23 protein-coding genes, 1 tRNA gene and 1 riboswitch are annotated in these 24,471 nt (G+C 64.7%); of the genes, 13 read left to right on the top strand and 11 right to left on the bottom strand.

What is annotated here, in order from left to right; translation table 11 throughout:
* Window positions 1-50 precede the first annotated feature (50 nt).
* Entirely contained in the window at window positions 51-4,394 is a 4,344-nt protein-coding gene (gene hrpA, locus QCE48_RS04865; RefSeq protein ID WP_404983316.1) for an ATP-dependent RNA helicase HrpA, read from the bottom strand.
* Between the two features lie 256 nt (window positions 4,395-4,650).
* Between hrpA and argA the strand changes: the two genes are divergently transcribed.
* The 3 genes from argA to proP all read left to right on the top strand — a co-directional run bounded on the left by argA (window position 4,651) and on the right by proP (window position 8,552).
* Complete coding sequence (gene argA / locus QCE48_RS04860) at window positions 4,651-6,039, top strand: amino-acid N-acetyltransferase (RefSeq protein WP_309785839.1); 1,389 nt, start codon at window positions 4,651-4,653, stop codon at window positions 6,037-6,039.
* A gap of 77 nt (window positions 6,040-6,116) precedes the next feature.
* The gene (locus tag QCE48_RS04855; protein WP_062636188.1) at window positions 6,117-6,389 is read left to right on the top strand and encodes an oxidative damage protection protein; all 273 of its coding nucleotides are present in this window, start codon (window positions 6,117-6,119) and stop codon (window positions 6,387-6,389) included.
* Between the two features lie 666 nt (window positions 6,390-7,055).
* The gene (gene proP / locus QCE48_RS04850) at window positions 7,056-8,552 is read left to right on the top strand and encodes a glycine betaine/L-proline transporter ProP (protein WP_309785841.1); all 1,497 of its coding nucleotides are present in this window, start codon (window positions 7,056-7,058) and stop codon (window positions 8,550-8,552) included.
* An 84-nt stretch (window positions 8,553-8,636) separates the two neighbouring features.
* Here the strand turns inward: proP and QCE48_RS04845 are convergent, their stop codons facing one another.
* A complete protein-coding gene (locus QCE48_RS04845) occupies window positions 8,637-9,101 on the bottom strand; it encodes a metallophosphoesterase family protein (protein ID WP_309785842.1) in 465 nt (154 codons plus the stop codon).
* Window positions 9,102-9,295: 194 nt separating this feature from the next.
* Here QCE48_RS04845 and QCE48_RS04840 point away from each other — a divergent pair, with 194 nt between their 5' ends.
* Window positions 9,296-9,604: a DUF4148 domain-containing protein gene (locus QCE48_RS04840; protein ID WP_309785843.1), complete on the top strand. Its 309-nt coding sequence runs from the start codon at window positions 9,296-9,298 to the stop codon at window positions 9,602-9,604.
* 279 nt (window positions 9,605-9,883) lie between these two features.
* Window positions 9,884-9,968, top strand: a tRNA-Leu gene (locus QCE48_RS04835).
* An 81-nt stretch (window positions 9,969-10,049) separates the two neighbouring features.
* On the opposite strand, the gene QCE48_RS04830 is transcribed toward QCE48_RS04835, so the two are convergent.
* Window positions 10,050-10,262, bottom strand: coding sequence for a hypothetical protein (locus QCE48_RS04830; RefSeq protein WP_062636621.1), 213 nt, complete (start codon window positions 10,260-10,262; stop codon window positions 10,050-10,052).
* 217 nt (window positions 10,263-10,479) lie between these two features.
* On the opposite strand from QCE48_RS04830, the gene QCE48_RS04825 reads away from it, so the two are divergent.
* Together QCE48_RS04825 and QCE48_RS04820 are read left to right on the top strand one after the other, a co-directional pair.
* Window positions 10,480-11,079 carry a phosphodiesterase gene (locus QCE48_RS04825; protein WP_404982759.1) on the top strand — a complete coding sequence of 200 codons (600 nt, stop codon included), beginning with the start codon at window positions 10,480-10,482 and terminating at the stop codon, window positions 11,077-11,079.
* A gap of 12 nt (window positions 11,080-11,091) precedes the next feature.
* The gene (locus QCE48_RS04820) at window positions 11,092-12,453 is read left to right on the top strand and encodes an MFS transporter (RefSeq protein ID WP_404982760.1); all 1,362 of its coding nucleotides are present in this window, start codon (window positions 11,092-11,094) and stop codon (window positions 12,451-12,453) included.
* Window positions 12,454-12,638: 185 nt separating this feature from the next.
* On the opposite strand, the gene QCE48_RS04815 is transcribed toward QCE48_RS04820, so the two are convergent.
* The 6 genes from QCE48_RS04815 to QCE48_RS04790 all read right to left on the bottom strand — a co-directional run bounded on the left by QCE48_RS04815 (window position 12,639) and on the right by QCE48_RS04790 (window position 15,793).
* The gene (locus QCE48_RS04815; protein WP_309785845.1) at window positions 12,639-13,190 is read right to left on the bottom strand and encodes a hypothetical protein; all 552 of its coding nucleotides are present in this window, start codon (window positions 13,188-13,190) and stop codon (window positions 12,639-12,641) included.
* A 153-nt stretch (window positions 13,191-13,343) separates the two neighbouring features.
* Entirely contained in the window at window positions 13,344-13,772 is a 429-nt protein-coding gene (locus tag QCE48_RS04810) for a response regulator transcription factor (RefSeq protein WP_309785846.1), read from the bottom strand.
* Window positions 13,773-13,812: 40 nt separating this feature from the next.
* On the bottom strand, window positions 13,813-14,445 hold the full coding sequence (locus QCE48_RS04805) for a response regulator transcription factor (RefSeq protein ID WP_309785847.1): 633 nt from the start codon (window positions 14,443-14,445) through the stop codon (window positions 13,813-13,815).
* A 72-nt stretch (window positions 14,446-14,517) separates the two neighbouring features.
* A complete protein-coding gene (locus QCE48_RS04800) occupies window positions 14,518-15,093 on the bottom strand; it encodes a ferritin-like domain-containing protein (RefSeq protein ID WP_309785848.1) in 576 nt (191 codons plus the stop codon).
* A gap of 159 nt (window positions 15,094-15,252) precedes the next feature.
* On the bottom strand, window positions 15,253-15,414 hold the full coding sequence (locus QCE48_RS04795) for a DUF1328 domain-containing protein (protein ID WP_040048814.1): 162 nt from the start codon (window positions 15,412-15,414) through the stop codon (window positions 15,253-15,255).
* Between the two features lie 202 nt (window positions 15,415-15,616).
* A complete protein-coding gene (locus QCE48_RS04790) occupies window positions 15,617-15,793 on the bottom strand; it encodes a DUF1328 family protein (RefSeq protein ID WP_116561867.1) in 177 nt (58 codons plus the stop codon).
* A 183-nt stretch (window positions 15,794-15,976) separates the two neighbouring features.
* On the opposite strand from QCE48_RS04790, the gene QCE48_RS04785 reads away from it, so the two are divergent.
* Both QCE48_RS04785 and QCE48_RS04780 read left to right on the top strand, forming a co-directional pair.
* Window positions 15,977-17,461: a sensor histidine kinase gene (locus QCE48_RS04785; RefSeq protein ID WP_309785849.1), complete on the top strand. Its 1,485-nt coding sequence runs from the start codon at window positions 15,977-15,979 to the stop codon at window positions 17,459-17,461.
* A gap of 182 nt (window positions 17,462-17,643) precedes the next feature.
* Window positions 17,644-17,778, top strand: coding sequence for an entericidin A/B family lipoprotein (locus tag QCE48_RS04780; RefSeq protein WP_087628913.1), 135 nt, complete (start codon window positions 17,644-17,646; stop codon window positions 17,776-17,778).
* Between the two features lie 189 nt (window positions 17,779-17,967).
* Here the strand turns inward: QCE48_RS04780 and QCE48_RS04775 are convergent, their stop codons facing one another.
* Together QCE48_RS04775 and QCE48_RS04770 are read right to left on the bottom strand one after the other, a co-directional pair.
* Window positions 17,968-18,750 (bottom strand): DUF4397 domain-containing protein, encoded by a 783-nt coding sequence (locus QCE48_RS04775; RefSeq protein ID WP_309785850.1) that lies wholly within the window; start codon window positions 18,748-18,750, stop codon window positions 17,968-17,970.
* Window positions 18,751-19,099: 349 nt separating this feature from the next.
* Window positions 19,100-20,071 (bottom strand): EamA family transporter, encoded by a 972-nt coding sequence (locus QCE48_RS04770; protein ID WP_309785851.1) that lies wholly within the window; start codon window positions 20,069-20,071, stop codon window positions 19,100-19,102.
* Window positions 20,072-20,354: 283 nt separating this feature from the next.
* A riboswitch (TPP riboswitch) is annotated at window positions 20,355-20,510 on the top strand.
* Window positions 20,511-20,662: 152 nt separating this feature from the next.
* Between QCE48_RS04770 and thiC the strand changes: the two genes are divergently transcribed.
* From thiC to QCE48_RS04750, 4 genes are all read left to right on the top strand, one after another.
* Window positions 20,663-22,594 carry a phosphomethylpyrimidine synthase ThiC gene (gene thiC, locus QCE48_RS04765; RefSeq protein WP_309785852.1) on the top strand — a complete coding sequence of 644 codons (1,932 nt, stop codon included), beginning with the start codon at window positions 20,663-20,665 and terminating at the stop codon, window positions 22,592-22,594.
* Window positions 22,595-22,922: 328 nt separating this feature from the next.
* The gene (locus tag QCE48_RS04760; RefSeq protein ID WP_087628917.1) at window positions 22,923-23,135 is read left to right on the top strand and encodes a glycine zipper 2TM domain-containing protein; all 213 of its coding nucleotides are present in this window, start codon (window positions 22,923-22,925) and stop codon (window positions 23,133-23,135) included.
* A 199-nt stretch (window positions 23,136-23,334) separates the two neighbouring features.
* Entirely contained in the window at window positions 23,335-23,808 is a 474-nt protein-coding gene (locus QCE48_RS04755; protein ID WP_309785853.1) for a hypothetical protein, read from the top strand.
* Window positions 23,809-24,068: 260 nt separating this feature from the next.
* On the top strand, window positions 24,069-24,212 hold the full coding sequence (locus QCE48_RS04750) for a hypothetical protein (RefSeq protein ID WP_309785854.1): 144 nt from the start codon (window positions 24,069-24,071) through the stop codon (window positions 24,210-24,212).
* Window positions 24,213-24,471: the final 259 nt, after the last annotated feature.

Genomic DNA, 24,471 nt, shown 5'->3' with positions numbered 1-24,471 from the left:
AGCACGAGGCCGGCATTGCGCCGGCCTTTTTCGTTTGGAGCGTCGCTCGCTCAACGCTGCATCGATTCCCACACCTTGTGAAGGCGTTTGACGGAAATCGGCATCGGCGTGCGCAACTCCTGCGCGAAAAGCGACACGCGCAATTCCTCCAGCAGCCACCGATATTCGGCGAGCCGCGCATCCGCCACGCCCCCGCGCTGGGCGATCGCGCGCTGATAATGCTGCACGAGTGGCTGCAGATCGGCGACAAGGCGCGCATCGCGCGACGGGTCGGCTTTCAGCTTGTCGATCCGAAGCGCAATGGCCTTCAGATAGCGCGGAAAATGCGCGAGCTGCGCATACGGCGTATCGATCACGAAACGCTTGCCGATCAGCCCGCTCAATTGCGACTGCATATCGGTGTGCGCGGTCCCGAACGACTTCGCCTGCGCCAGCTTCTTCGCGACGCCCGCATATTCGGCAAGAATCTGCCCCGTCAGCCGGGCGATCTCCTGCGCGAGCAGCGTGAGACGCCCTTTCCCTTCGTCACGACGCTTGTGGAAGCTGGCGTCGTCGTCGGGAAGCGGCTCCTGCAGGCATGCGCGATCCAGTGCGGTCTCGATGATCTGGTCGCGCAATTCCTCCAGCGTGCCGAGCGCCATGTATTGCAGCGACATCTCGCGCAAGCCCCCGAGATTCTTCTCGAGATACTTGATCGGCTCGCGCAACTGCAACGCGAAAAGACGCCGCAGACCCGCGCGATGAATCCGCGCCGCCTCCTCGGGAGAATCGAACACTTCGACATCGCAATGCGTGATGCGATCGACGAGCGCCGGATAGCCGAACAACGTCTGCCCGCGACGACGGATTTCCAGCAGTTCGGGCAGCTTCCCGAAATTCCACGTCGTGAGATTTTCGTAGAGCGCAGTGCTCGACGGATCGCTCGACGGCGCCGCGACCGACGTCGAAGGCGCGGCGTCGTCGCGCAGATCGAGCGTCGCGGCCGCCGCCAGCTTCTGAAAATGCTGTTGCGCCTGGCCGCCGAGTTCCGCGCGCAACTGCGCGAGATTGCGCCCCAACGCGAGCTGACGGCCGTGCTCGTCGATGACCTTGAAGTTCATGAAGAGGTGCGCGGGCAGCGTTTCGAGCTTGAAGTCGGCGCTTTTCATCGCGACCTGCGTCTCGCCGCGGATATCCGCGATCAGCGCTTCGAGCAAACCGCCCGCGCCGAACTTCGGCCCGCCGTGACGATCGACGAAACCGGCTGCGAACTCGGGCAGCGGCACCACATGGCGACGCAACTTCTGCGGCAGCGACTTCATCAGTAACTGCGCCTTTTCCTTCAGCATGCCGGGTACGAGCCATTCGGCGCGGCGTGCATCGACCTGATTCAGGCCGTAGAGCGGCACCGTGAGCGTCACGCCATCGCGCGGCGAACCGGGTTCGAAGTGATACGCGAGCGACATTTCGATGCCCGCCATCGTCATGCGCTTTGGGAACAGATCGGTCGTGATGCCGGCGGCTTCGTGACGCATCAGGTCGTCGCGCGAGAGGAAAAGCAGGCGCGATTTGCCCGCCTTCTCCTCGTCGCGATACCAGCGCTCGAACGCCGCGCCGGTGTGGATGCCCTGCGGCACGAGCGTGTCGTAGAACGCGTGGATCAGTTCGTCGTCGACGAGCACGTCCTGACGGCGCGACTTGTGCTCCAGTTGCTCGATATCCGCGACGAGCTTGCGGTTGTGCGCGAAAAACGGCAGCCGGGTCTCGAATTCGCCTTCGACCAGCGCGCCACGGATAAACATTTCGCGCGCGCGCGCCGGGTCCTGGCTGCCGAAGGACACGCGCCGCCGTGCGTACACGGTGAGCCCGTGCAGCGTCGCGCGCTCGAACGCGACGACCTGCGCCGCCTTCTTTTCCCAATGCGGCTCGGACAGCGACTTCTTCAGCAAATGCGCGCCGACCTGTTCGAGCCATTCCGGCTCGATCTTCGCGATGGTGCGCGCATACAGGCGGCTCGTCTCGACGAGTTCGCCCGCCATCACCCAGCGCCCCGCCTTCTTCAGCAGCGCGGAGCCCGGCCACAGATAGAACTTGATGCCGCGCGCGCCGAGGTAATACGGTTCGTCGTCGGCTTTGAGGCCTACGTTGCCGAGCAAACCCGTCAACAGCGACAGATGCACCTGTTCGAACGTCGCCTCGGCATCGTTGATCCGCCAGCCGTGTTCGCGCACGACCGTCAGCAGTTGCGAATGCACGTCGCGCCACTCGCGCAGACGCATTTGCGACAGGAAGTTCGCGCGGCACGCGTCGCCGAGTTGCTTGTTCGACTTCTTGTGCGCGATCGCTTCCTCGAACCACGCCCAGATGCGCGTCCATTGCAGAAACTCGGAGCGCTCGTCGACGAACTTGCGGTGCGCCTGGTCCGCCTGCTCCTGCGCCTCGACCGGCCGGTCGCGCGGATCCTGCACCGACAGCGCCGACGCGATGATCAGCACCTCGCGCAACGCCTGGTGATCGCGCGCGGCGAGAATCATCCGCCCGACGCGCGGATCGAGCGGCAGGCGCGCGAGTTCGCGGCCGAGCGGCGTCAGCGCGTTGTCGTCGTCGACGGCGCCCAGTTCGTTCAGCAGTTGATAGCCATCGGCGATGGCGCGGCCCGGCGGCGGTTCGATGAACGGGAAGGTTTCGATCGCCGTCAGATGCAGCGACTTCATCCGCAGGATCACCGAGGCGAGCGACGAGCGCAAAATCTCGGGATCGGTGAAACGGGTACGCGACTGGAAATCGGCTTCGTCGTAGAGGCGAATGCACACGCCGTCCGCCACGCGCCCGCAGCGGCCCGCGCGCTGGTTCGCCGCCGCCTGCGAAATGCCCTCGACCTGCAACTGCTCCACCTTGTTGCGATACGAATAGCGCTTCACGCGCGCCATGCCGGTATCGACGACATAGCGGATGCCCGGCACCGTCAGCGACGTTTCCGCGACGTTGGTCGCGAGCACGATGCGCCGCGCGTTCGACGGCCGGAAGACGCGCTCCTGCTCCGCCGCCGACAGTCGCGCGAAGAGCGGCAAGATTTCCGTATGCGGCGGATGGTGCTTCCGGAGCGCCTCGGCGGCGTCGCGGATCTCGCGCTCGCCGGGCAGGAACACGAGCACATCGCCGGGGCCTTCGCGGCACAGTTCGTCGACGGCATCGACGATCGCTTCCATCAGGTCGCGGTCGGTCTCGCGCTGGGTTTTCTGGCGCGACTCCTTCTGCGGCGTGCCCTGCGCGTTTTTCACCGCGGGGCTGTCCTCTTCGACTGGCCGGTAGCGCATTTCCACCGGATACAGCCGCCCGCTCACCTCGATCACCGGCGCGGGCTTCTCGTCGCTGCCGAAATGGCGCGCGAAGCGGTCGGCGTCGATCGTCGCGGAGGTCACGATCAGCTTCAGGTCGGGCCGGCGCGGCAGGATTTCTTTCAGATAGCCGAGCAGGAAATCGATATTGACACTGCGCTCGTGCGCCTCGTCGATGATGATCGTGTCGTAGGCCTTGAGCAGCGGATCGGTCTGCGTTTCGGCGAGCAGGATGCCGTCCGTCATGAGCTTGACCGACGCGCCGGGCGCGAGATTGTCGGTGAAACGCACCTTGTAGCCGACCACTTCGCCGAACGGCGTGCCGAGTTCCTCCGCGATGCGCCGCCCAGTCGCCGATGCCGCGATCCGGCGCGGCTGCGTATGGCCGATCAGGCCCGAACCGCCAGCGCCGAGCCCGCGTCCGAGCGCGAGACAGATTTTCGGCAACTGCGTGGTCTTGCCGGAGCCCGTCTCGCCGCTCACGATCACGACCTGATTCGCCGCGATGGCCCGCGCGATTTCCTCGCGGCGTCCGGAGACCGGCAGCGCTTCGGGAAATGTAATCGGCGGAATCGGGTTCGGCTCGACCGCCGCTCGTTCGCGGCGCGGGGCGGCGGGTTTCTGCGCACGCGCTTCGTCCGAAGCCTGCAGCGCGCGCGGTCGTGACGGATCGCGCGCGGCGGGTTGCGACGGCGTATCGGCGGCTCGCGCGTTCGGGCGGGTTTCGTCTGTGGTCCGCGGTGCGCGCGGTTGGGCCGAACGTTCCGTAGCGCGCGGCGGCACGCGATGCGCGGCGCGTTGCGGGGCGTCGCCGGCGCCGCTTTCCTTGGCCGAGGCTCGCGGATTCTGCTGCGAAGTTCGACGCGCGCGCGGTTGTTCGTCTTCTGGACGGGCTTCGGCCGGGGCTTTCGGTGTGTCGCCGCGCGCGGCCGTGCCGCGTTCAGCCGATGCAGCCGGCTTTGCGTTGCCGCCGTTCGCGCGCTCGTTCGCATGCGCCACGGCGCGTTGCTGCGGGCCGACATTCGGCTGTTTCTTATGGGCGGGCGCATTGCCGGAACGCGCCGGCGGCGTCTGCACGGCCTGCCGCTCGCCGCCGCTCGCGGGCTTCGCCACCGCGCCCGCGTTCCCCGATGCCCCCGCAAACCGCCGCGCCGCCGCCTCCTTCTTGCTGAGCGCCCGGCTCGCTTCGTCGTCGGCGGTGCCTGGCGGACGTGGCGCACCATCGCGCAACAGATTTTCACGCAGCTTTTTCAACTGCTCCTGAGGGTCGGGCTTGTCCCCGTCGACGGGGCGTTTGGAAACATTCGGCATAGCCTCGCATTATAATCCGGGCATGAATTCCCAAACCGACCTCCCCACCGCGCCGTCGCCGGTTGCAGCCGAACCGGAAACGCCCCAGATCTCCGACGTGGACGCCAAGCACGCCCAGTTCGTCGAATGGATGCGTTCCGTCGCGCCGTACATCCACGCGTTCCGCAACAAGACGTTCGTCGTCGCGTTCGGCGGCGAACTGGTGCAGGAAGGCCGGCTCAACGCGCTCGTGCAGGACGTCGGCCTCTTGCACGCGATGGGCATCCACGTCGTCCTCGTCCACGGCTCGCGGCCGCAGGTCGAAGAGCAGTTGCGGCTGCACGGCGTCGAGTCGTCGTTTTCGCACGGGCTGCGCATCACCGATGCGCGCGCGCTCGAATCCGCGAAGGAAGCCGCCGGCGAAGTGCGCCTCGACATCGAAGCCGCGATCAGCCAGGGCTTGCCGAACACGCCGATGGCGCATGCGCACATCAGCGTCGTGTCGGGCAATTTCGTGACGGCGCGGCCGGTCGGCATTCTGGATGGCGTCGATTTCCAGCACACGGGCGTCGTGCGCAAGATCGACGGCGATTCGGTGCGCCATTCGCTCGCGAGCAACAAGCTCGTGCTGCTCTCGCCGCTCGGTTTTTCGCCAACGGGCGAGGCGTTCAACCTGTCGATGGAAGACGTGGCGTCGGCCGCCGCGATCGCGCTGCGCGCCGACAAGATCATTTTCCTGACCGAAACGCCGGGTCTCGTCGATGAAAACGGCGATCTCGTGCGCGAAATGTCGCTCGACGACGCCTATCGTCTGCACGAAGGCGGCGAATTGCAGGGCGACGCCGCGTTCTATCTGAAGCACACGATCCGCGCGTGCCGTGGCGGCGTGGCGCGGGCGCACATCATTCCCTACGCGCTCGACGGCAGCGTGCTGCTCGAACTCTTCCTGCACGACGGCGTCGGCACGATGATCTCGTATGAGAACCTCGAAAGCCTGCGCGAGGCGACGCCGGACGACGTCGGCGGCATCCTCACGCTGATCGAGCCGCTCGAATCGGATGGCACGCTGGTTCGGCGCGGGCGCCACCAGATCGAACGCGACATCGACCACTTCTCGGTCATCGAGCACGATGGCGTGCTGTTCGGCTGCGCGGCACTCTATCCGTACACGCAGGAGCGCATCGGCGAGATGGCGTGCCTCACGGTCGCGCCCGAGGCGCAAGGTTCCGGCGACGGCGAGCGGCTCTTGAAACGCGTCGAACAGCGCGCGCGCGCGCGCGGCCTCACGCACATCTTCGTCCTGACGACGCGCACCGAGCACTGGTTCCTCAAACGCGGTTTCGTGAAAGCCACCGTCGACGACCTGCCCGAAGACCGGCGCCGTCTCTATAACTGGCAACGCAAGTCGCTCGTATTGAAGAAGCAGCTTTAACTCACCACATTCGGGCGGCCGCAGGTAACGACCACGACCGCGACGCCCCGCTACCCCGACTTGAGGAGAAACACACGATGGCCCGAATGGTTCAATGCGCGAAGCTCGGCAAGGAAGCCGAAGGACTCGACTTTCCGCCGCTGCCGGGCGAACTCGGCAAGCGGATCTACGAGACGGTCTCGAAAGAGGCGTGGCAGGGCTGGCTGAAGCAGCAGACCATGCTGATCAACGAAAACCGCCTGAACATGGCCGATCCGCGCGCGCGCCAGTATCTGCTCAAGCAGACCGAGAAATATTTCTTCGGCGAAGGCGCCGATACCGCGTCGGGCTACGTGCCGCCGCAAAGCTGAAAGCGCACACGGCAAGCTCACAAAACCGACCCCTCGCGGTCGGTTTTTTCTTGGGCAAATGCGGCGTTGAACGAACGCCCAGCAATCGCCGCAATCCTTTATGAGATAAGGCATTCGAGCGTTTTTGATATAGCCCGAAAGCCCGGCGGTTTGCGCTTCGTCAGTCAACGTGTTATTATCTGCTTCGTTCAAACAGCAATTCACCCTGATTCACGCGCACGCGCCTCGGCAATCAAAATGCCCGGCACGCTGCGATCCGTGACTGTTTCATACAAAAAGGCTCGTCGGTCCTGGTGTCACGCCGGCCCTTTTTCGTATCCGCTTTTCATCGTCGACGACGCGGCCCACACCGCGGCAACTCCCGGGTTCGCCGTCCGCTTCGTCAAACTCGCGCTGTTTTCACGAGTGCACTTTCGCGACCCTCGCCGCGATGCACCGGCTTTGCCATTTTCTTCGTCGCCGCGTTGTTGCGCGGTGAGCGTCGCGGCAAAGCCCTGCGGCGACACCCGCGACTGCGCGACCCGCCTTCGGCACCGTCGCGAAACTGCATTTCGAATGGCGCTTTCCTGGCAATCCGCGCCCCATCGGGCGCGCCGGCCGCGTTTTCGACCGCGCTTGCAAGGTTCGGGACGCACCGCCGGCATTGAACAAGGAGAACTCCTACCCATGTCCGCCCTACATGAAGTACGTGACGGCCTCTGGCGCAAAAGCGACCATCACGATCACCATGACCGGCAAGCCCAGCCGAGTCTCGACGACATCACCATCGTCGATCAATCGCTCCTGAAGCGCGCGGTCGGCGCCATGGCGATCGGCAACGCGATGGAATGGTTCGACTTCGGCGTCTACAGCTACATCGCCGTGACGCTCGGCAAGGTGTTCTTCCCGTCGAGCAATCCGACCGCGCAGCTGCTCGCCACCTTCGGCACGTTCGCCGCGGCGTTCCTCGTGCGTCCGCTCGGCGGCATGGTGTTCGGGCCGCTCGGCGATCGCATCGGCAGGAAGCGCGTCCTCGCGATGACGATGATCATGATGGCGATCGGCACGTTCTGTATCGGCCTGATTCCGAGCTACGGTTCGATCGGCATCTTCGCGCCGATCCTCCTGCTCGTCGCGCGTCTCTTGCAAGGCTTCTCGACGGGCGGCGAATACGGCGGCGCGGCGACCTTCATCGCCGAATTCTCGCCGGACAAGAAGCGCGGCTTCATGTCGAGCTTCCTCGAATTCGGCACGCTGGTTGGGTACGTGCTGGGCGCGGGCGTCGTCGCGGTGCTGACGGCCACGCTCTCGCAAGAGTCGCTGCTCTCGTGGGGCTGGCGCATTCCGTTTCTGGTCGCCGGGCCGCTCGGGCTGATCGGGCTCTACATCCGGATGAAGCTCGAAGAGACGCCCGCGTTCCAGCGCGAGGCCGACAAGCGCGAATCCGAAGCGCACGCGACGCCCAAGCAGCAATTCCGCGACACCCTGATGAAGCAGTGGAAGCCGATGCTGCAATGTATCGGCCTCGTGCTGATCTTCAACGTGACCGACTACATGGCGCTGTCGTACCTGCCGAGCTATCTCTCGGCGACGCTCAAGTTCAACGAGACGCATGGTCTTTTCATCGTGCTCGTCGTGATGGTGCTGATGATGCCGATGACGCTGTTCGCGGGGCACCTGTCGGACAAGATCGGCCGCAAGCCCGTGATGCTCGCGGGCTGCGTGGGTCTTCTGGTGCTGTCGATTCCGGCGCTCGAACTGATCCGCATGGGCACGATCCTGCCGATCTTCAGCGGCATGATGATTCTCGGCGTGATGCTGTCGTGCTTTACGGGCGTGATGCCGTCGTCGCTGCCGGCGCTCTTTCCGACGAAAATCCGCTACGGCGCGCTCGCGATCGGTTTCAATGTCTCGGTGTCGCTCTTCGGCGGGACGACGCCGCTCGTGACCGCGTGGCTCGTCGATGCCACCGGCAACCTGATGATGCCCGCGTATTACCTGATGGGTGCGTCGGTGATCGGGATCGTGTCGGTGCTCGCGCTGCATGAGACCGCGAAGAAACCGCTGAAGGGCTCGCCGCCCGCTGTCGGCTCGCGTGCGGAAGCGCATGCGGTGCTGCGCGGCGCGCGCGAAGCCGCCGCAATGGACGACGAGCGGTTTCCGGAAGGCGCGGTGCGGGCGTGATCGAAGCTTGATGGATGCATGATCGATGCGAAGCCGGCGCGAGAAATCGCGCCGGCTTTTTTGCGTCCGGTTCTCGCTGCACCGCTAGTCGATCAGCGGCACGATGCGCGCGTCGATGTGGCCGTGTTCGATCGTGAGCAGCGCCACCGTGACGGGCAATTTGAAGCGCCTCGGACCCGCGCTGCCCGGATTCACGAACAGCACGCCGGCGCGTCGCTCGATGAGCGGCTTGTGCGAATGCCCCGTCACGACGACGTCGATCCCCGCGAGATCGCGCGGCACGTCGGCGATATCGTGGACGACGAAAATCTTCGCCCCGCCGATATCGAGCGTCGTGTGTTCCGGCAGCTCGTCGATGCGCTCGCTCGAATCGTTGTTGCCACGCACGACCGTGATCGGCGCGAGGGCCGCGAGCGTATCGAGGACTGCCGGGCGGCAGATATCGCCGGCGTGGACGATGTGCTCGCAGCCTTCGAGCGCCGCGAGCGCTTCAGGGCGCACGAGATTGTGCGTATCCGAAATCAGGCCGATGCGGATGGCGGAAGGCATGTTGGCAACTGGTTGACGATCAGGCATCGAGCCTAGCACGCCTGCGTCGCAACGACTGAATTCTTACAGAATTCGCAAGAATGATTCGCAAATCGACCGCTTAAACGTTCTTAATCAACTATCTACAATGCAATCACTGGCTGGCGAACAAGGATGTTCACAGCAAAGAAAACACCATTTGGAGGTAATCAATCATGAAATCGCTCATTCAAGCCGTTGTTGTCGCTGCCACCCTCGCTGCTCCGGTGGCTTCGTTCGCTCAGTCGAACGCACCGCTGACCCGCGCTCAGGTCCGCGCCGAACTCGTACAACTGGAACAGGCCGGCTACAACCCGAACGCAAGCGATGCGAACTATCCCGCGAACCTGCAGGCCGCACAATCGCGCGTGATCGCTCAGAACGACGTCGTGCAGTCGAGCTACGGCGCATCGGCCGGCGGCTCCGCGCAGTCGGGCCGCGTGACGACGCCGGCTACGGCCCAGCCGGTGTATTTCGGTCAGTAATCGAAGGCGGCACGGCGAACGGAGTGTCAAGGTCGGCATCGTTCGAATCATCGCTTCAGGCATGAAACGAAGCTCGTTCTATTGAATAAAGACCTCCGCCGCTGGCCTTGCCGGCGGCTTTTGCCCAGTTCCTCGTCGGAGTTTTGGGCTTTTTTTGTGTCTGGCGGTCCGTAGGCGGAACCGGCCGATTCGAAATCGCCGGGCCGTCGTCTCGCCTGATGTCCCGACTGGGGCGGCTTTTGCCGCGCGGCGCCGCGATGGTAGAATCGCGTCCGCCCCGCCGGGGTGATGAAATTGGTAAACATAGCGGACTTAAAATCCGCCGCCTCACGGCTTGCCGGTTCAAGTCCGGTCCCCGGCACCAGAAAAATGAATCCCGGCGAATCTCGAGCCGCAGCAATCGCCTTTCCTTCCCTTCAGATCCTGCCCTCCCCGCCCCGCGCCATCAAACCGCCCTGAGCAATCTCTCCGCATCCCTCACGGCGTCGAACAGCGCTTCGATCGCCGTATCGCGATCGATGATGCACACATGCTCGATGTTGAACGGCAGCGCATCGACGTCGATGAACCGCACGGTGCCTTCGAAGCAGGCGCGGCCTCTGCCGGTTCGAACGGACGCGATGTAGTTGGGGGTGATGTAAAGCGCAACGGGCGTCATGGCGGACCTCCTGTCTCGACGACTCCATCTGTGCCGAAAGTGTAGACAGATCGCCTTGGCGCGAGCACCCCCGTTGCGCGGGGAAACCGCACCCCCGGTTCGCTGCCGGTCCATCCATCGCGCACGAGGCACCACGGAGGCATGCGGATAAGCAAACCCGCCAGGCGCCCCGCCGCGTTTCGATAAGGATGCAGCTACGCACGCCGCCCCGCTCGCGATGCCGTGGTTCCCGATGGTCGGCAATCACGACGACCGCGACGCCCTGCGCGCGGTTTTCCCCGAACAAAAGGAACTCTCGGCGGGCGACGAATTCATCCAGTACGCCTTCGACATCGAAGGCGTGCGCATCATCGCGCTCGACACGATGGACCCCGGCAACGATGCCGGCCGCCTCTGCGGCGCGCGCCTCGCGTCGCTCGTGGAGGAACTCGACCGTGCTCGCGCGATGCCGGTTCTGATCGCGCTGCATCATCCGCCGTTCGCGACGGGCGTCCGCTTCATGGACGACGTCCGGCTCGACCCCGCCGACGCCGCCCGCCTCGAAACCCTCGTGCGCGCGCATCCGAACGTGGAGCGCGTGCTGTGCGGACACCTGCACCGGACGATCGTCGGGCGCTTCGGCGGCACGATCGCGTGGTGCGCGCCGTCGACCGCGCATCAGGTCGCACCCGAACTGCGCGACGACGGCCCGGCCGCCTGCGTGAGGGAGCCGCCCGGCTTCGCACGGCATCTGCACACACAAGAACGCGGACTCGTCACGCATTACCTGAGCGTCGACCAGGCCGACGGCCCGCGGCACTACGACGAGCAGGACTAGAGCGTCTCCAGTATGATCGGCGGCTCGGCTGAAGGCGCGCCGCCTCAGGCGAGAGCCTGCGCAAGTGTCCCCAGCCGCTCATCAGGAACCGCGAGGCCGCACGCCTCGCCACTCGAAACGCACACGACCATGTCCTCGCCCACGCCCGCACCGGAGCACCGAAGAGATCACCGAAACGAGCACCCCGCGCACGAGCGCCATCCACACTACTCGCGCGCGACGCTGTGGCTGCTCGCAACCATCGCGGGCATCTCGGTCGCGAACATCTACTTCAATCAGCCGCTGCTCGACGACTTCCGCGCGTCGTTCCCCGGCAGCGCGTGGCTGATCGGCGCGGTGCCCGCGGCGACGCAGCTCGGCTACGCGCTCGGCATGTTCTTTCTCGCGCCGCTCGGCGACCGCTTCGACCGGCGCCTTCTCATCCTGATCCAGCTTGCGGCGCTCGGCATCGCGCTCGTGGTCGCGATGGCGGCGCCGACGCTCGCGGTGCTGATCGCGGCGAGCCTCGCGATCGGCGTGGTTGCGACGATCGCGCAGCAAGCCGTACCGTTTGCCGCCGAACTCGCGCCCGCCGCCGAACGGGGCCATGCCGTGGGCACCGTGATGAGCGGCCTGCTGCTCGGCATTCTGCTCGCGCGCACGGTCTCGGGCATCGTCGCGCAGTACTTCGGCTGGCGCGCGGTGTTCGGCGCGTCCGTCGTGGCGACGATCGTGCTCGCGGTCGTCGTCATTGCCCGGCTACCGAAGAGCCGGCCGACGTCGACCCTGTCCTACACGAAGCTCCTCGGCTCGATGTGGCATCTCGTCGCCGAGCATCGCGGATTGCGCGAAGCCTCGCTGACGGGCGGCGCGATGTTCGCGGCATTCAGCATCTTCTGGTCGGTGCTCACTCTGTTGCTCGCGGGCGAACCGTTCCACATGGGTCCGCAGGCGGCAGGGCTGTTCGGCATCGTCGGCGCGGCGGGCGCGCTCGCGGCGCCGCTCGCGGGCAAATCGGCCGACCGGCGCGGGCCGCGCGCGGTGATTTCGCTGTCGATCGCGCTCGTCGCCATTTCGTTCGTCGTGTTCGCGTTTTCGGCGCGCAGCATCGCGGGGCTCGTGATCGGCGTGATCGTGCTGGATATCGGCGTGCAGGCCGCGCAGATTTCCAACCAGTCGCGCATCTACGCGCTCGCGCCCGAAGCGCGCAGCCGCGTGAACACGGTCTACATGGTCGCGTACTTCATCGGCGGGGCGCTGGGATCGGCGGTGGCGTCGCTCGCGTGGCATGCATTCGGCTGGACCGGCGTCTCTCTGGCGGGACTGGCCGCGGTCGGTCTGGCGGCATGGAGCCATCGGCGAAGAGGTGTCGGCGCGGCGTCGCAGGCGGGTTAGCTCGGCGCGCGCTTACGCCAGTCTTCGCGGCGTTCCAGCCTTCGCGGCGCGTTGCCGGCCTCCCGGCGAACGGCTGCGCGACCAGCTTTCCGGATTCGCCAAATGCTCGACGAGTCCGCGTACCGGCCGGCGGCGGTATCGAAGAAGCCGTCAGGCCGAATACCGTCAAGTTGCCTGATGCCCGGTTACTCGGCCTTTTGCGGATCGATCTGGGCAGTCGGCGCGGAGGCTTCCTGCGGCGGCGCCTCTTCCTTGATCTGATACGACGGATCGCGCACCCAGCGGCCCAAATCCTTTGCAATCACGATGGCCGTGCGATCGAGGATCGAACACGTTCCCTTGAACGCGCCCCACATGCCGCCAACCGACCAGCGATTGACCCGCGTGTGACGGATCACCTTGCCATCCTCGAGCAGATCGGCGAGCACGGTCGTGGCCTTCGGTCCGCTCCACGCGCCGCCGCCGACGCCGAACACATTGGTGATCTGCACTCTGAGGATGGTCGCGCCGCCCGCATCGGTCTGCGATGCAGTGGTGCCGTCGCCTGCCTTGTTGAGCTTGCGAAGCACGTCGCCGATGTGATGCGTCAACAGGTCGTCGACGCGGCATTCGCTTTTCACCTGCTCCACGCCGCGGGCGTCAGGCGCATAGGTAACGGGCGTTTCGAGCAGTACGGGGTTCGCGGCGAAGGCGGAACTGGCGGACAGACACAGGCCAAGAAGCAAAACGCGTTTCATGTGTGATGGATGGAAGTCGATATGGAAGCATCGCCTGCGGACGCGGCGGAGCCTCGGGGTTCGCATTAGAACCGGGCCGTCGCGGCAAAGCAAGTCCCTGAAAGGGCATCGACTTCCAGCGATGTAACGAGTCGCCGGCGTCAGGACGACGCGTTACGCCCGCTCGCGCGCATAGTCGTGCAGCGCGTCGATCACGCGGTCGAATTCGAGTGATTTATCGAAGAAGTGACGCACGCCGTATCGCAGGCAGCGCTCGCGATAGGCCGGCAGCGCGTGATTCGTGAGCACGCACGCAAACGACGTCTCGACGAGCCCGCGCGCCTGCAGATACGCCAGCACTTCGATGCCCGAGCCGCGCTTCAACTGCAAGTCGACGATCACCGCGTCGAACGATTGCGCCGACAAGAGCGCAATGGCTTCGTCGGGCGAATCGGCGTAGGCGGTCACGCGCAGCTGGCCGGACGCATCGATCGCCTCGACGAGGCTGCGCCGGATGAGCGGCGAATCCTCGATCAGGAGCACCCGCAAGGGCCGTTTGGCCTCGCGCGCTCCGGCATCGTCGATGGTCGTCTGGTGGCCCACGGCGGGCGCCTCCTCATGTGATCCGCTAAAAGGCAGCCGGTTACTCGATCAAACCGTTCTTGATCGCGTAGTACGTGAGATCGGCGTTGTTCGACAGCCGCATCTTCTCCAGAACCCGCGCGCGATACGTGCTGACCGTCTTCACCGACAAATGCAGCTCCTCGGCAATCTCGGTCGGAATCCGCCCGCCGGCGAGCTTGCAGAAGATCTGGAACTCGCGTTCCGAGAGCGTTTCGTGCGGCCGCTCGGCTGCGGGCTTCTCCAGCTTGTCGGCGAGCGCATCGGCGATGAATTCCGACAGATAGCGATGCCCGCGCGCCACCGTGCGGATCGCGCGCACTATCTCGTCGGGCGCCGCGTCCTTGTTGAGATAGCCGTTCGCACCCGCGCGCAGCAGGTTGATTGCGTACTGGCTCTCGGGAAAGCCCGAGAGCATCAGCACGCCCTGCTCCGGCCGAAGCTGCTTGATGACGCGCAGCGTGTCGATGCCGTTCTTGTCGGGCATCGCGATGTCGAGCAGCACCACGTCGAACGCGCCGGCCCGAACGAGCGCGATGGTTTCGTCGCCGGTCGCGGCTTCCGCCGCGACCTCCATGTCGGGTTCGTCGGCGACGAACTGCCTGAACCCGCTCCGGACGATCGCGTGATCGTCCGCTATCAACACTCGAATCATGTGCGCCGTCCGCGCGTAGAAAAATCATCCCACGCCGACCTCGCAACCGCGCGGCCGGCGCGCGCCACGCGATCAGCCATTGCGGCCTTCGAGCAGGTCGGCCATGTCGTCGGCGTGTTCTTCCTCGACGGCGAGGATGTCCTCGAAGATGCGCCGCGTCGTCACGTCCTTCTCGCCGAGATAGCGGATGATTTCACGATAGGTGTCGATGGCGATGCGCTCGGCGATCAGGTTCTCGCGAATCATGTCGATGAGATCCGACCCTTCCTTGTATTCCGAATGCGAGCGCGACTTCAGGCTGTCCGGCGCGAAATTCGGCTCGCCGCCCAGCTGGACGATGCGCTCGGCGAGCGTATCGGCGTGTTCCTGCTCCTCGGCGGCATGCTCGGCGAATTCGGTCGCGACGGCTTCCGAGTGAATGCCCTTCGCCATGAAATAGTGGCGCTTGTAGCGCAACGTGCAGACGATTTCGGTGGCGAGCGCGTCGTTCAGGAGTTTCAGCACGACTTCGCGGTCGGCGCCGTAAGTCGCCGTGACAGGACCTTCGTCCATGTGCTGGCGCGCATCGGCGCGAATCTTTTCGACATCCAGGACGAACGGGTCCTTCGACTGACCCGGCTCGGCTTTTGCAGCAGACGATTTCGACATTTGATTGCTCCTGGCAAAGTGGTGTGGTTTGACATCGGGCGCCGGCTGGCGGCGCATCGCGACGTGTGTGGCGTCAACTTATCGCGTCGATCGTCGGCACCCGAGCACGCGGCGTGCCCGGTATGCAACGCACGCGATATCGCGCCGTGACGATCCGCGTCAGGTCCGGAAGACGCCGAGCAGCAGCGTGACCACGAACACCACGAGAAAAATGTAGAACAGGATCTTCGCGATTTCAGCCGCGCCCGCGGCGATGCCCGTAAAACCGAACACGGCCGCGATGATCGCGATCACGAAAAAAACAGCGGCGTAATGAAGCATGGCGACCCTCCTTGAGGTATGAAACCGGGTCCGGACGTCGTCGGCGGCGACAGCGCGCCCGGGCGCATCCGGCCCGCAGACACGCCGTCCCAGCATGGCGTCAAGCACCCGTCAGCGTCGAAAAGAAGGCGACTCGGAATATTCAGGGAGCGGCCGGCGCAAAACAGCACGAGCGCGGACCGCCCGGACGATCAGCGCGTCGCTAATCGACTATTTTCTTGGTAACGACGAATCCAAGCACGAGGAAAACCACGCACAGGATCAGGAACAGCACGAACAGGAATTTCGCGATGCTGGCGGCGCCCGCGGCGATGCCGGTAAAGCCCAGGAGACCGGCGATCACGGCCACGATCGCGAAAAACAAAGCCCACTTCAACATGATCGTTCCCCGTGTGAAAGTTTGACTGGCTCTTGGATGGTAACGGCGTCGGCATGCCGGCGCATCCGGGCTGGCGCCTTTTTTGCTGTGGGAATCCACTGACAAGCGCTTTCAACGGGCCTTACCGTGCGCTCGCCGCGCACGCAGGCCCCGGTTCACGCCCACTACGACGAAAAAAGTCACATGAACAAGGCAATACCGTCCGCCGGAATCCGGCAGGCATCGGCGCAAAAGCGGGGCAATCCGGGACGCGTCGCTCGTCTGAACGACTTCATGCGCCGCTTTAGCTGGGCAGTCGCGATGACGGTCGCGATCGTCATTACGGTCGGCGGGCTCGTCGTGCTGGAGTCGGGCCGCATGCGCATCGCCGCCGAATACGAAGTCGCGCTCGACGCGAAGGGTGCCACCACGCAACTGACCGAACTCGCCGCCGAGATCGCGACGCTCGCCGCCGACGAACGCGCCTTCGCGCTCGCCCCCGAGGCGTCGCGTGCCGGGTACGCCGCGCATTTCGCGCAGGCGACGGCACGGATTCGCCGGATCATCGCGTCGCTCGACGGCTACTACCACCGCAAGGCCGACGACACTGCGCTCGCCAGCTTCGCGCAGGTGAGCGGCGCGGTTGATGCGCAGATCGCCGCCGGGCTCGCGACGCTGTCGAACCCTGCGATCGCCACCGACGACGCCCGCGCGCGCGCGCTCAAGACGCCCGAAGGCGGCGAGATCCTGGAAAGCACGCTGGCGCTCCTGCGCCTGACGGAGGAGCGCCGCGCGCAGCACGCACTCGATTCGAGCCGCGCCGACCAGCGCATCTCGACGTTCTGCGTCGGCGCGCTGTGTGCGCTCAACATCGTGTTGTTCCTGCTGCTGTTCCGCAATCTGGGAATTCAACTGGACAAGCAGGATCGCGTGCAGAAAAAGCTCATCACGCAGCAGGAGGAACTCGATCAGCTCGTGTTCGAGCGCACGCGTCAGCTCGAAGCGCTCGCGTGGCACTTGCAGTCGGTGAGCGAGAACGAAAAAACCGAGCTCGCACGCGAGCTTCACGACGAACTCGGCTCGATCCTGACCGCGAGCAAGATGGATGTCGCGTGGGTCAACGGCAAGCTGAAGCACACGGAACCCGCGATGGCCGAGAAGCTCGCGCGCGCGCTCGCGAACCTCGATCAGGGCATCGCGCTCAAGCGCCGGATCATCGAAGACATGCGGCCGACCGTGCTCGCGAACTTCGGGCTCGTCACCGCCCTTTCCACGCTCGCCGACGAAGCGGCGCAGCGCAACGGCTGGACCGTCGAACTCAAGCTGCCGGAGAGCGACGTGAAGCTCGGCGACGAAATCGAGATCGCGCTCTTTCGGGTCGCGCAGGAGTCGCTCACCAACGCGGCGAAGTATGCGCGCGCAAGCGGCATCGAGATTGCGCTGACGCTCGATGCCGAACGCGTGTCGCTGCATATCGCCGACGACGGCGTCGGCATCCGTGCGCAGGATCTGAAGCGCACGCACACGCATGGTCTGCTCGGCATGCGCCAGCGCGTGTCCGCGCGTGGCGGCCGCATCGAGATCGAACCGCGCGTGCCGCACGGCACGAGCATCCGCGCGACCTTGCCGCGCGAGCGCACGGACGCGAAGCACACGGCTTCGCTGGACACGGGCATTCCGCTCGCGTAGGAGGACGCCGACATCAATAGCGGAACCGGCTGACGTGAAAAACACGCGCACGCCTACAGCCTGCGCATCATGCTTTCTTTATGATGGTTCGGACAGAATGACTCTGCGCGACGCGCAGGGCGAACTCAACAACGATGCGCGGACGCTCCGCTCGCGCATCTCCAACTGCTAGGGGAACACTCATGACTCGACTCATCGCTTTGTTGCTGATCGCTGGCACGGCTGCCCTCGCGGGCTGCAATACCATGTCCGGCGCGGGCCAGGATATTTCGAAGGGCGGCCAGGCCATCTCGAACTCCGCTGAAGAACACAAGTAAGGATCGCGACCGCGCGGGCTGCCGCGCAGCGCAGTCCACATCGTTACCTGTCGGCCCGTCGCTTCTAGCGGCGGGCTTTTTTTCGACCGTCTGTTGCAGCAGTTTCGCGTGACATGAAAAACAAAGGCCTTCGCTGTCGCGAAGGCCTTTGTGCTTCCCGGCGCGATCCGCGTCGCGCGTTTTCCTGCGTTACTGCGTGTCGGGCAATTCGATCGCGGGCGTCTGCGTGTTGCCGCCCTGCGCGACGAGCAGGCGAATCTTGTTGGGAACCACTTGCGAAAGCGCGTTGCCGGCGGGCAGCGTCGTCACGAGCCAGTCTGCGTTGTTGCCGAGGTTGAACGACGCGGACGTGTAGACCGGCGTCTTCGATCCCGGCAGCGTCGCGATCAGTTGATAGGTTCCGCCGGAGACGTACAGCGAATCCTGGGTCGTCGCCGGGACGGCATTCTTGTACGCCACGCCGGCCATCGTCGGGCTGATCGCGCCGATGCTGGTGCCCGGCGCCACGAGATAGAGGTCGAGATTCTGTGCATTCGCCGACGCGTTGAAACCCCGCACGCGTGCGTTCGTCGACAGCAGGCCCTTGTCGAACGGATCGTCGATGACGGCGATCGACGGCAGGAAGCCCGCGTCCGGCAGCGCGATCACGGTGTACTCGTGGCCCTTCGCGGCGTTGGTGATGGTCGAGTCGGTGGCGAGTTGCGTCGTCGTGTTGACGGCCGCGTAGGAGAAGGTCTGGGCGCCAGTGTTGATCGTGGCGAAGTTCGTGACGGCCTTGTAGGCGAGGTTCGCCTGCAGGACGTGACCGTTGTTATAGAAGTCGACGTTCGGTGCGCTCGGAATGGCGTGGATGAAATGGACTTCGGGTGGCGTGACGCCGAGTTCCTTGCCGACGTCGTCTGAGCTGCCGCCGCAGGCGGAAAGGATCGATGCGGCACAGGCAAGCGCGGTCACGGTGCGGATGAGCTTCATGTCTTCACCTTTATTATCGATTGATGTTGATCGTTATGTCGGGCCGTCGCGCGTTCGGTGAAACGCGTGGGACCAGCCCGCTTTTCTTCCCCGGGGCACCGTTCGACGGATGCGCATGCGCACGGCGCCGGATGGGTGCCGACATTGAGCAACTGATGTGCCGCTGTGGACGAGGACGAAGCGCGGCTTGGCCGCCGCGCCCGGTGGGACAAGGCGCTTGCGTGATTTAGAGTTTTTGCTCGAACCGGACGTTCGGCGTGCGGTTCGCTGGAAAGGGCCCGGCAAGTCTTACGCGATATTTCCCATGTCTTACATCGTCGCGGTCGGCAGACGCGCCGCGCGGGCGCCCTCAGACGAGACCGCGCCGCCGGTAGTCGAACCAGAACGACAATCCGACGCTGATCAAGATGACGACGGTCGCGATGACCGTCCAGCGCGTGATGACTTCGCCGAGCAGCAGCGAACCGAGCGCCACCGCGACGACCGGATTCACGTACATGCAACTGCTCGCGATGATCGGACTCGTGTGGCGGATCAGATAGCCATACGCGACATAGGCGGCCATCGTGCCGATCAGCATCAGATAGAGAAACGAAGCGAACGGCACGAAGCCGATGCTCGCGATCCGCTCCCCCGACAACCAGGCGACGATCGTGGAAATCGTGCCGCCGAGCCCGATTTGCAGCGCCGTCGACACGAAGAGATCGGACGGCAGCTTGAGCTTCCCGGCGAGATGCGCCCCGCCCGCCCAGAAGACCGCGCCGCACAGGATGGCGAGGCTGCCGGCCGTCGACCCCGATGAGGTGTCGCCGTGATTCAGGAGCGCGATGCCGACCAGTCCGAGCCCGACCGCGACCCACTCGCCCTTTGCGATCTTGCGGCCCGTGAGCGCGGCGATGACGGTCGCGAAAAGCGGCACCGTCGCGACCATCACGGCCGCCGTTCCCGTTTCGACCGTGCGCATGCCGAATGCGAGCATCCCGCTCGACAACCCGACGAGCAGCGTCCCGACGATCGCCGCATTGCGGATTTCGGCGCCCGTCGGCCAGATCGGCTTCTTGCGCGCCGCGAAGATAAAAAGCCCGATGCCTGCGAAAAGATTACGCAGGCCGGAGAGCATCAGCGGCGGAAACGACGCGAGCGACAGATGCACCGCCATGTACGTCGATCCCCACACGATATAGACGACGGCCAGCGCGAGCGCGACCCGGCCCTGCTGCGTCCGCGGCAAACGGAACGGAAAACGGTCGAGAAGATTGAACGGCAGGCTGGACGGCAGCTTCGGCGGTTGCGGCTGCTGTGGCTGTTGCGTGACAGGCATCCGTCACTCCGCTTCGGCCAGAATTACAGACAGACCCGCTGATACACCGCCGGGACGGGCAGCCGGAGAACGACGCGCATGCGAACGAGGCGTCGCGGCAAGACGGGCAAGACAGGACAACATGGCGGAGTGCGGAAGGATGTCGGGCGAAAAACGGACCGCCGCGCGTACTAGGGAAAGTACGGAAAACGCGGTGCCCGCCATTATGCAGTAAGCGCTCTGTGCGCGAAGCGCAGTGTTACAGATGGTTGCCAACACGCCACGGTGCGGTGTAACGTAGCGGCTGCTAACGCGGGGGTCCTGCGCTGCGCATCGCAATCCGTCGAAAACTTTGCATCGTCGAAGGTCCAAGCTGGATTGCCCGCGTATCGTGGGTGAGAAATACCCTTTGAACCTGATCTGGATAATGCCAGCGCAGGGAAGCGTTCGGGTTTCAACGCGCAGGGTTCTTCTCACTCTCCCGCATCCTCCGAAGCCCGCAACTCCTTCCGTCTCGTTCCTCCCTGTTTAGCTCCTGAATCAGTCGCCGCCGGGCGTTCGTCCGTTCGTCCGCCGGCTTGCTGGAAAAACCGTCCCCAGGAGAGACAGCACATGAATGCCAACCCGAAGTTCCTGTCAGAGAACGCCGTCGTCGACGCCGCCGCCATCGCGCCGCTGCCCAATTCGCGCAAGGTCTACGTGACGGGCTCGCAGCCCGACATCCGCGTGCCGATGCGCGAAATCACCCAGTCCGATACGCCCGACAGCTTCGGCGGCGAGAAGAACCCGCCGGTCTACGTCTACGACACATCCGGCCCGTACACCGACCCGGACGCGACAATCGACATCCGCTCGGGCCTGCCCGCGCTGCGCCAGCGCTGGATCGAAGCGCGCGGCGACACGGAAAGCCTTGGCGGCCTGTCGAGCGACTTCGGCCGCGAGCGCGCCGCCGATCCGAAAACGGCCGAACTGCGCTTTCCCGGACTGCACCGCCATCCGCGCCGCGCGATTCCCGGCAAGAACGTCTCGCAGATGCACTACGCGCGTCAGGGCATCGTCACGCCGGAAATGGAATACATCGCGATCCGCGAGAACCAGCGCCGCGCCGAATATCTCGAAACGCTGCGGACGAGCGGCCCGAACGGCGAAAAACTCGCGAAGATGATGGGCCGCCAGCATCCGGGCCAGGCGTTCGGCGCCGCCGCGTTCGGCGAGAACGCGCTGAAGGAAATCACACCCGAGTTCGTGCGCGAGGAAGTGGCGCGCGGCCGCGCGATCATCCCCGCGAACATCAATCACCCGGAAAGCGAGCCGATGATCATCGGCCGCAACTTCCTCGTGAAGATCAACGCGAACATCGGCAATTCGGCGGTCACATCTTCTATCGGCGAGGAAGTCGACAAGATGACCTGGGCGATCCGCTGGGGCGGCGACACGGTCATGGACCTCTCGACGGGCAAGCATATCCACGAGACGCGCGAATGGATCATCCGCAATTCGCCGGTGCCGATCGGCACGGTGCCGATCTATCAGGCGCTTGAAAAGGTCAACGGCAAAGCCGAGGACCTGACCTGGGAAATCTTCCGCGACACGCTGATCGAGCAGGCGGAACAAGGCGTCGACTACTTCACGATCCACGCTGGTGTGCGCCTGCAATATGTGCCGCTGACCGCGAACCGCATGACGGGCATCGTGTCGCGCGGCGGCTCGATCATGGCGAAATGGTGTCTCGCGCATCACAAGGAAAGCTTCCTGTACGAGCACTTCGAGGACATCTGCGAAATCATGAAGGCCTACGACGTCAGCTTCTCGCTCGGCGATGGCCTGCGTCCCGGCTCGATCTACGACGCCAACGACGAAGCGCAGCTCGGCGAACTGAAGACGCTCGGCGAACTGACGCAGATCGCGTGGAAGCACGACGTGCAGGTGATGATCGAAGGCCCGGGCCACGTGCCGATGCAGCTCATCAAGGAGAACATGGACCTGCAACTGGAGTGGTGCGACGAAGCGCCGTTCTACACGCTCGGGCCGCTCACGACCGACATCGCGCCGGGTTACGACCACATCACGTCGGGCATCGGTGCGGCGATGATCGGCTGGTTCGGCACGGCGATGCTCTGCTACGTGACCCCGAAGGAGCACCTCGGGCTGCCGAACAAGGACGACGTGAAGGAAGGCATCATCACGTACAAGCTCGCCGCGCACGCCGCCGATCTGGCGAAGGGTCATCCGGGCGCGCAGGTGCGCGACAACGCGCTCTCCAAGGCGCGCTTCGAGTTCCGCTGGGAAGACCAGTTCAACCTCGGCCTCGATCCGGACAAGGCCCGCGAATTCCACGACGAGACGCTGCCGAAGGATTCGGCGAAAGTCGCGCATTTTTGCTCGATGTGCGGCCCGCACTTCTGCTCGATGAAGATCACGCAGGACGTGCGCGACTATGCGGCAAAGCAAGGCGTGACCGATACGGAAGCGCTCACGCAAGGCATGCAGACCAAGGCGATCGAATTCGTGAAGAAGGGCGCGGAGATTTACCAGCGCACCTGATCGCGGTTGCCGGTGCCGGGTTTACCAACCGGGCACACAAACAGCCCGTCGCGCGACATGCGCGACGGGCTGTTTCATTTCTGAAGCATCGCCTCGAAGCGCGTCGGAAGGCGCGTTCGCGAGACGTGGCGAACAGGCATCTTTCCTGCTTCATGGTGATTGAGCCGGCAGTATCGCAAGTCGCTGCATGGCTCCGACAGGAATAGCCGCAAGGACGCACCGCAGATCGCGTCTTCTGCGGCGGCCCGGCACCCGATAAAAAAAGGGAACCCTGCCAAGGCGAACGCGCCGGGCCGCATCACCCTGATAAACACATTGGAGAGTCGAAATGAAAAATATCAAACAGATCGGCGCTGCTGCTCTCGTCGTCGCATTGCTCGGCGGCCTTACCGCCTGCGACAGCATGACTACACGGCAACGCGATACGGCGGTCGGGGCGGGCGTCGGCGGCGCAGCGGGCGCGGTGATCGGCGGCAGCGCGCTGTCGACGCTCGGCGGCGCGGCCGTCGGCGGCGTGATCGGCAACCAGGTCGGCAAGTAAGCCGGAGTCTTGCGCTGCGGATCGCGACATCTGAACGCGCTCCGCAGCGTTAAAATGAACCAAACTATCCGAATCCAGCTTCGAGCACCCCGCTCTCTCACGCCAGCAGCCGACGATGCGCCAAGCTCTTTTCGCCGACCCGTTCGACGCAGCGCGAACGAAGCAGTACCCAAGGCAGTTGCAAGAAAGGAGCAGCATCATGAATCCGAAACTCTCGTTGACAGCGCTCGCGAGCGCTGTCGCATTGAGCGGATGTTATTACGTCGGTCCTTACGGCTATTCGGCCTATCCTCCCTATCCCGCTTATCCGGTTGTCGGCGCGGCTTATACGCAACGGGAAGTACCGGTCGGCACGCAAAGCACGACGGAGCCATCCGGCGACCCCGCCACGGCCGCCACGACGACGCAATATGTGGTCGCCCAGCCGCCCGTTGCGTACTCGACCTATCCGGCGTATTACCCCACCTATCCTTATCCCGTGTACCCCGCTTACTACGGTTACGGCTATCCGGCGATTTCGGTCGGTTTCGGTTACTGGGGCGGTGGAGGCTGCTGCTGGGGCGGCCACGGAGGTTGGCACGGGGGCGGCGGCGGTTGGCATGGCGGTGGCGGTGGCTGGCACGGCGGCGGAAGCGGCTGGCATGGCGGCGGCGGCATGGGACACAGCCACTGACAGGACTATGGCGGCGACCTGATGTTGCCTTGGTGTAACGCAAAAGCGGCCGACCGCGCGCAGTTGTATCGTCGATGTAACGTTTTTTCGTTGACGATTTAATTCCACTGGCGGCTCGCTCCGGTCCGGCACCCTCCCTCCTTCTGCCCACAAGGCTTCCGCCCCATCGTGCGGTGTTCTGGCACGTTTTTCGCTATGTAAAGTTCCCTTATACGCCGCGGCGGCGCGCGTTCCTGCGCCACGCCTGCCGGGCGTCTCGCATGCACACTTGCCTGAAGGGGACGGACATGATGGCCTTCGCGTTTTTCCTGTTGTGGATGCTCGCCTCTCTCGGTCTGCTGACGATCTGGGTATTTCGCAGCGCGCCCGTCGTCGAACGCGATACCGTCGAAGCGAAGACCTGACTTCCTGGTTGACCCGCCTGCCATTCGCCGCCGACCTGCGCGGCGAATGAGCGCATGCGCGCGTTGTCGCGGTCGTCCATTCTCACCTTGACTGGCACGATCCCCGCTCTATGCTTAGTCATTGCGCGTTATGCAACTGCTTAAGCTGAAAGACATCCACAGCGCCGGCCGCTCGTTTCGGCGCGAAGGACAGCCACGGCACAGAACACGTCTTCACTCCACGCGCGCCTGTTCCCGACTCGACAGCCAACGACCCGAG

It is taken from the genome of Caballeronia sp. LZ024, from assembly GCF_031451455.1.
In the GTDB taxonomy this organism is placed as follows: Bacteria; Pseudomonadota; Gammaproteobacteria; order Burkholderiales; family Burkholderiaceae; genus Caballeronia; species Caballeronia telluris.
Note: the sequence above shows the minus strand (reverse complement) of the source record. Positions and strands in the feature narration are given on the sequence as shown.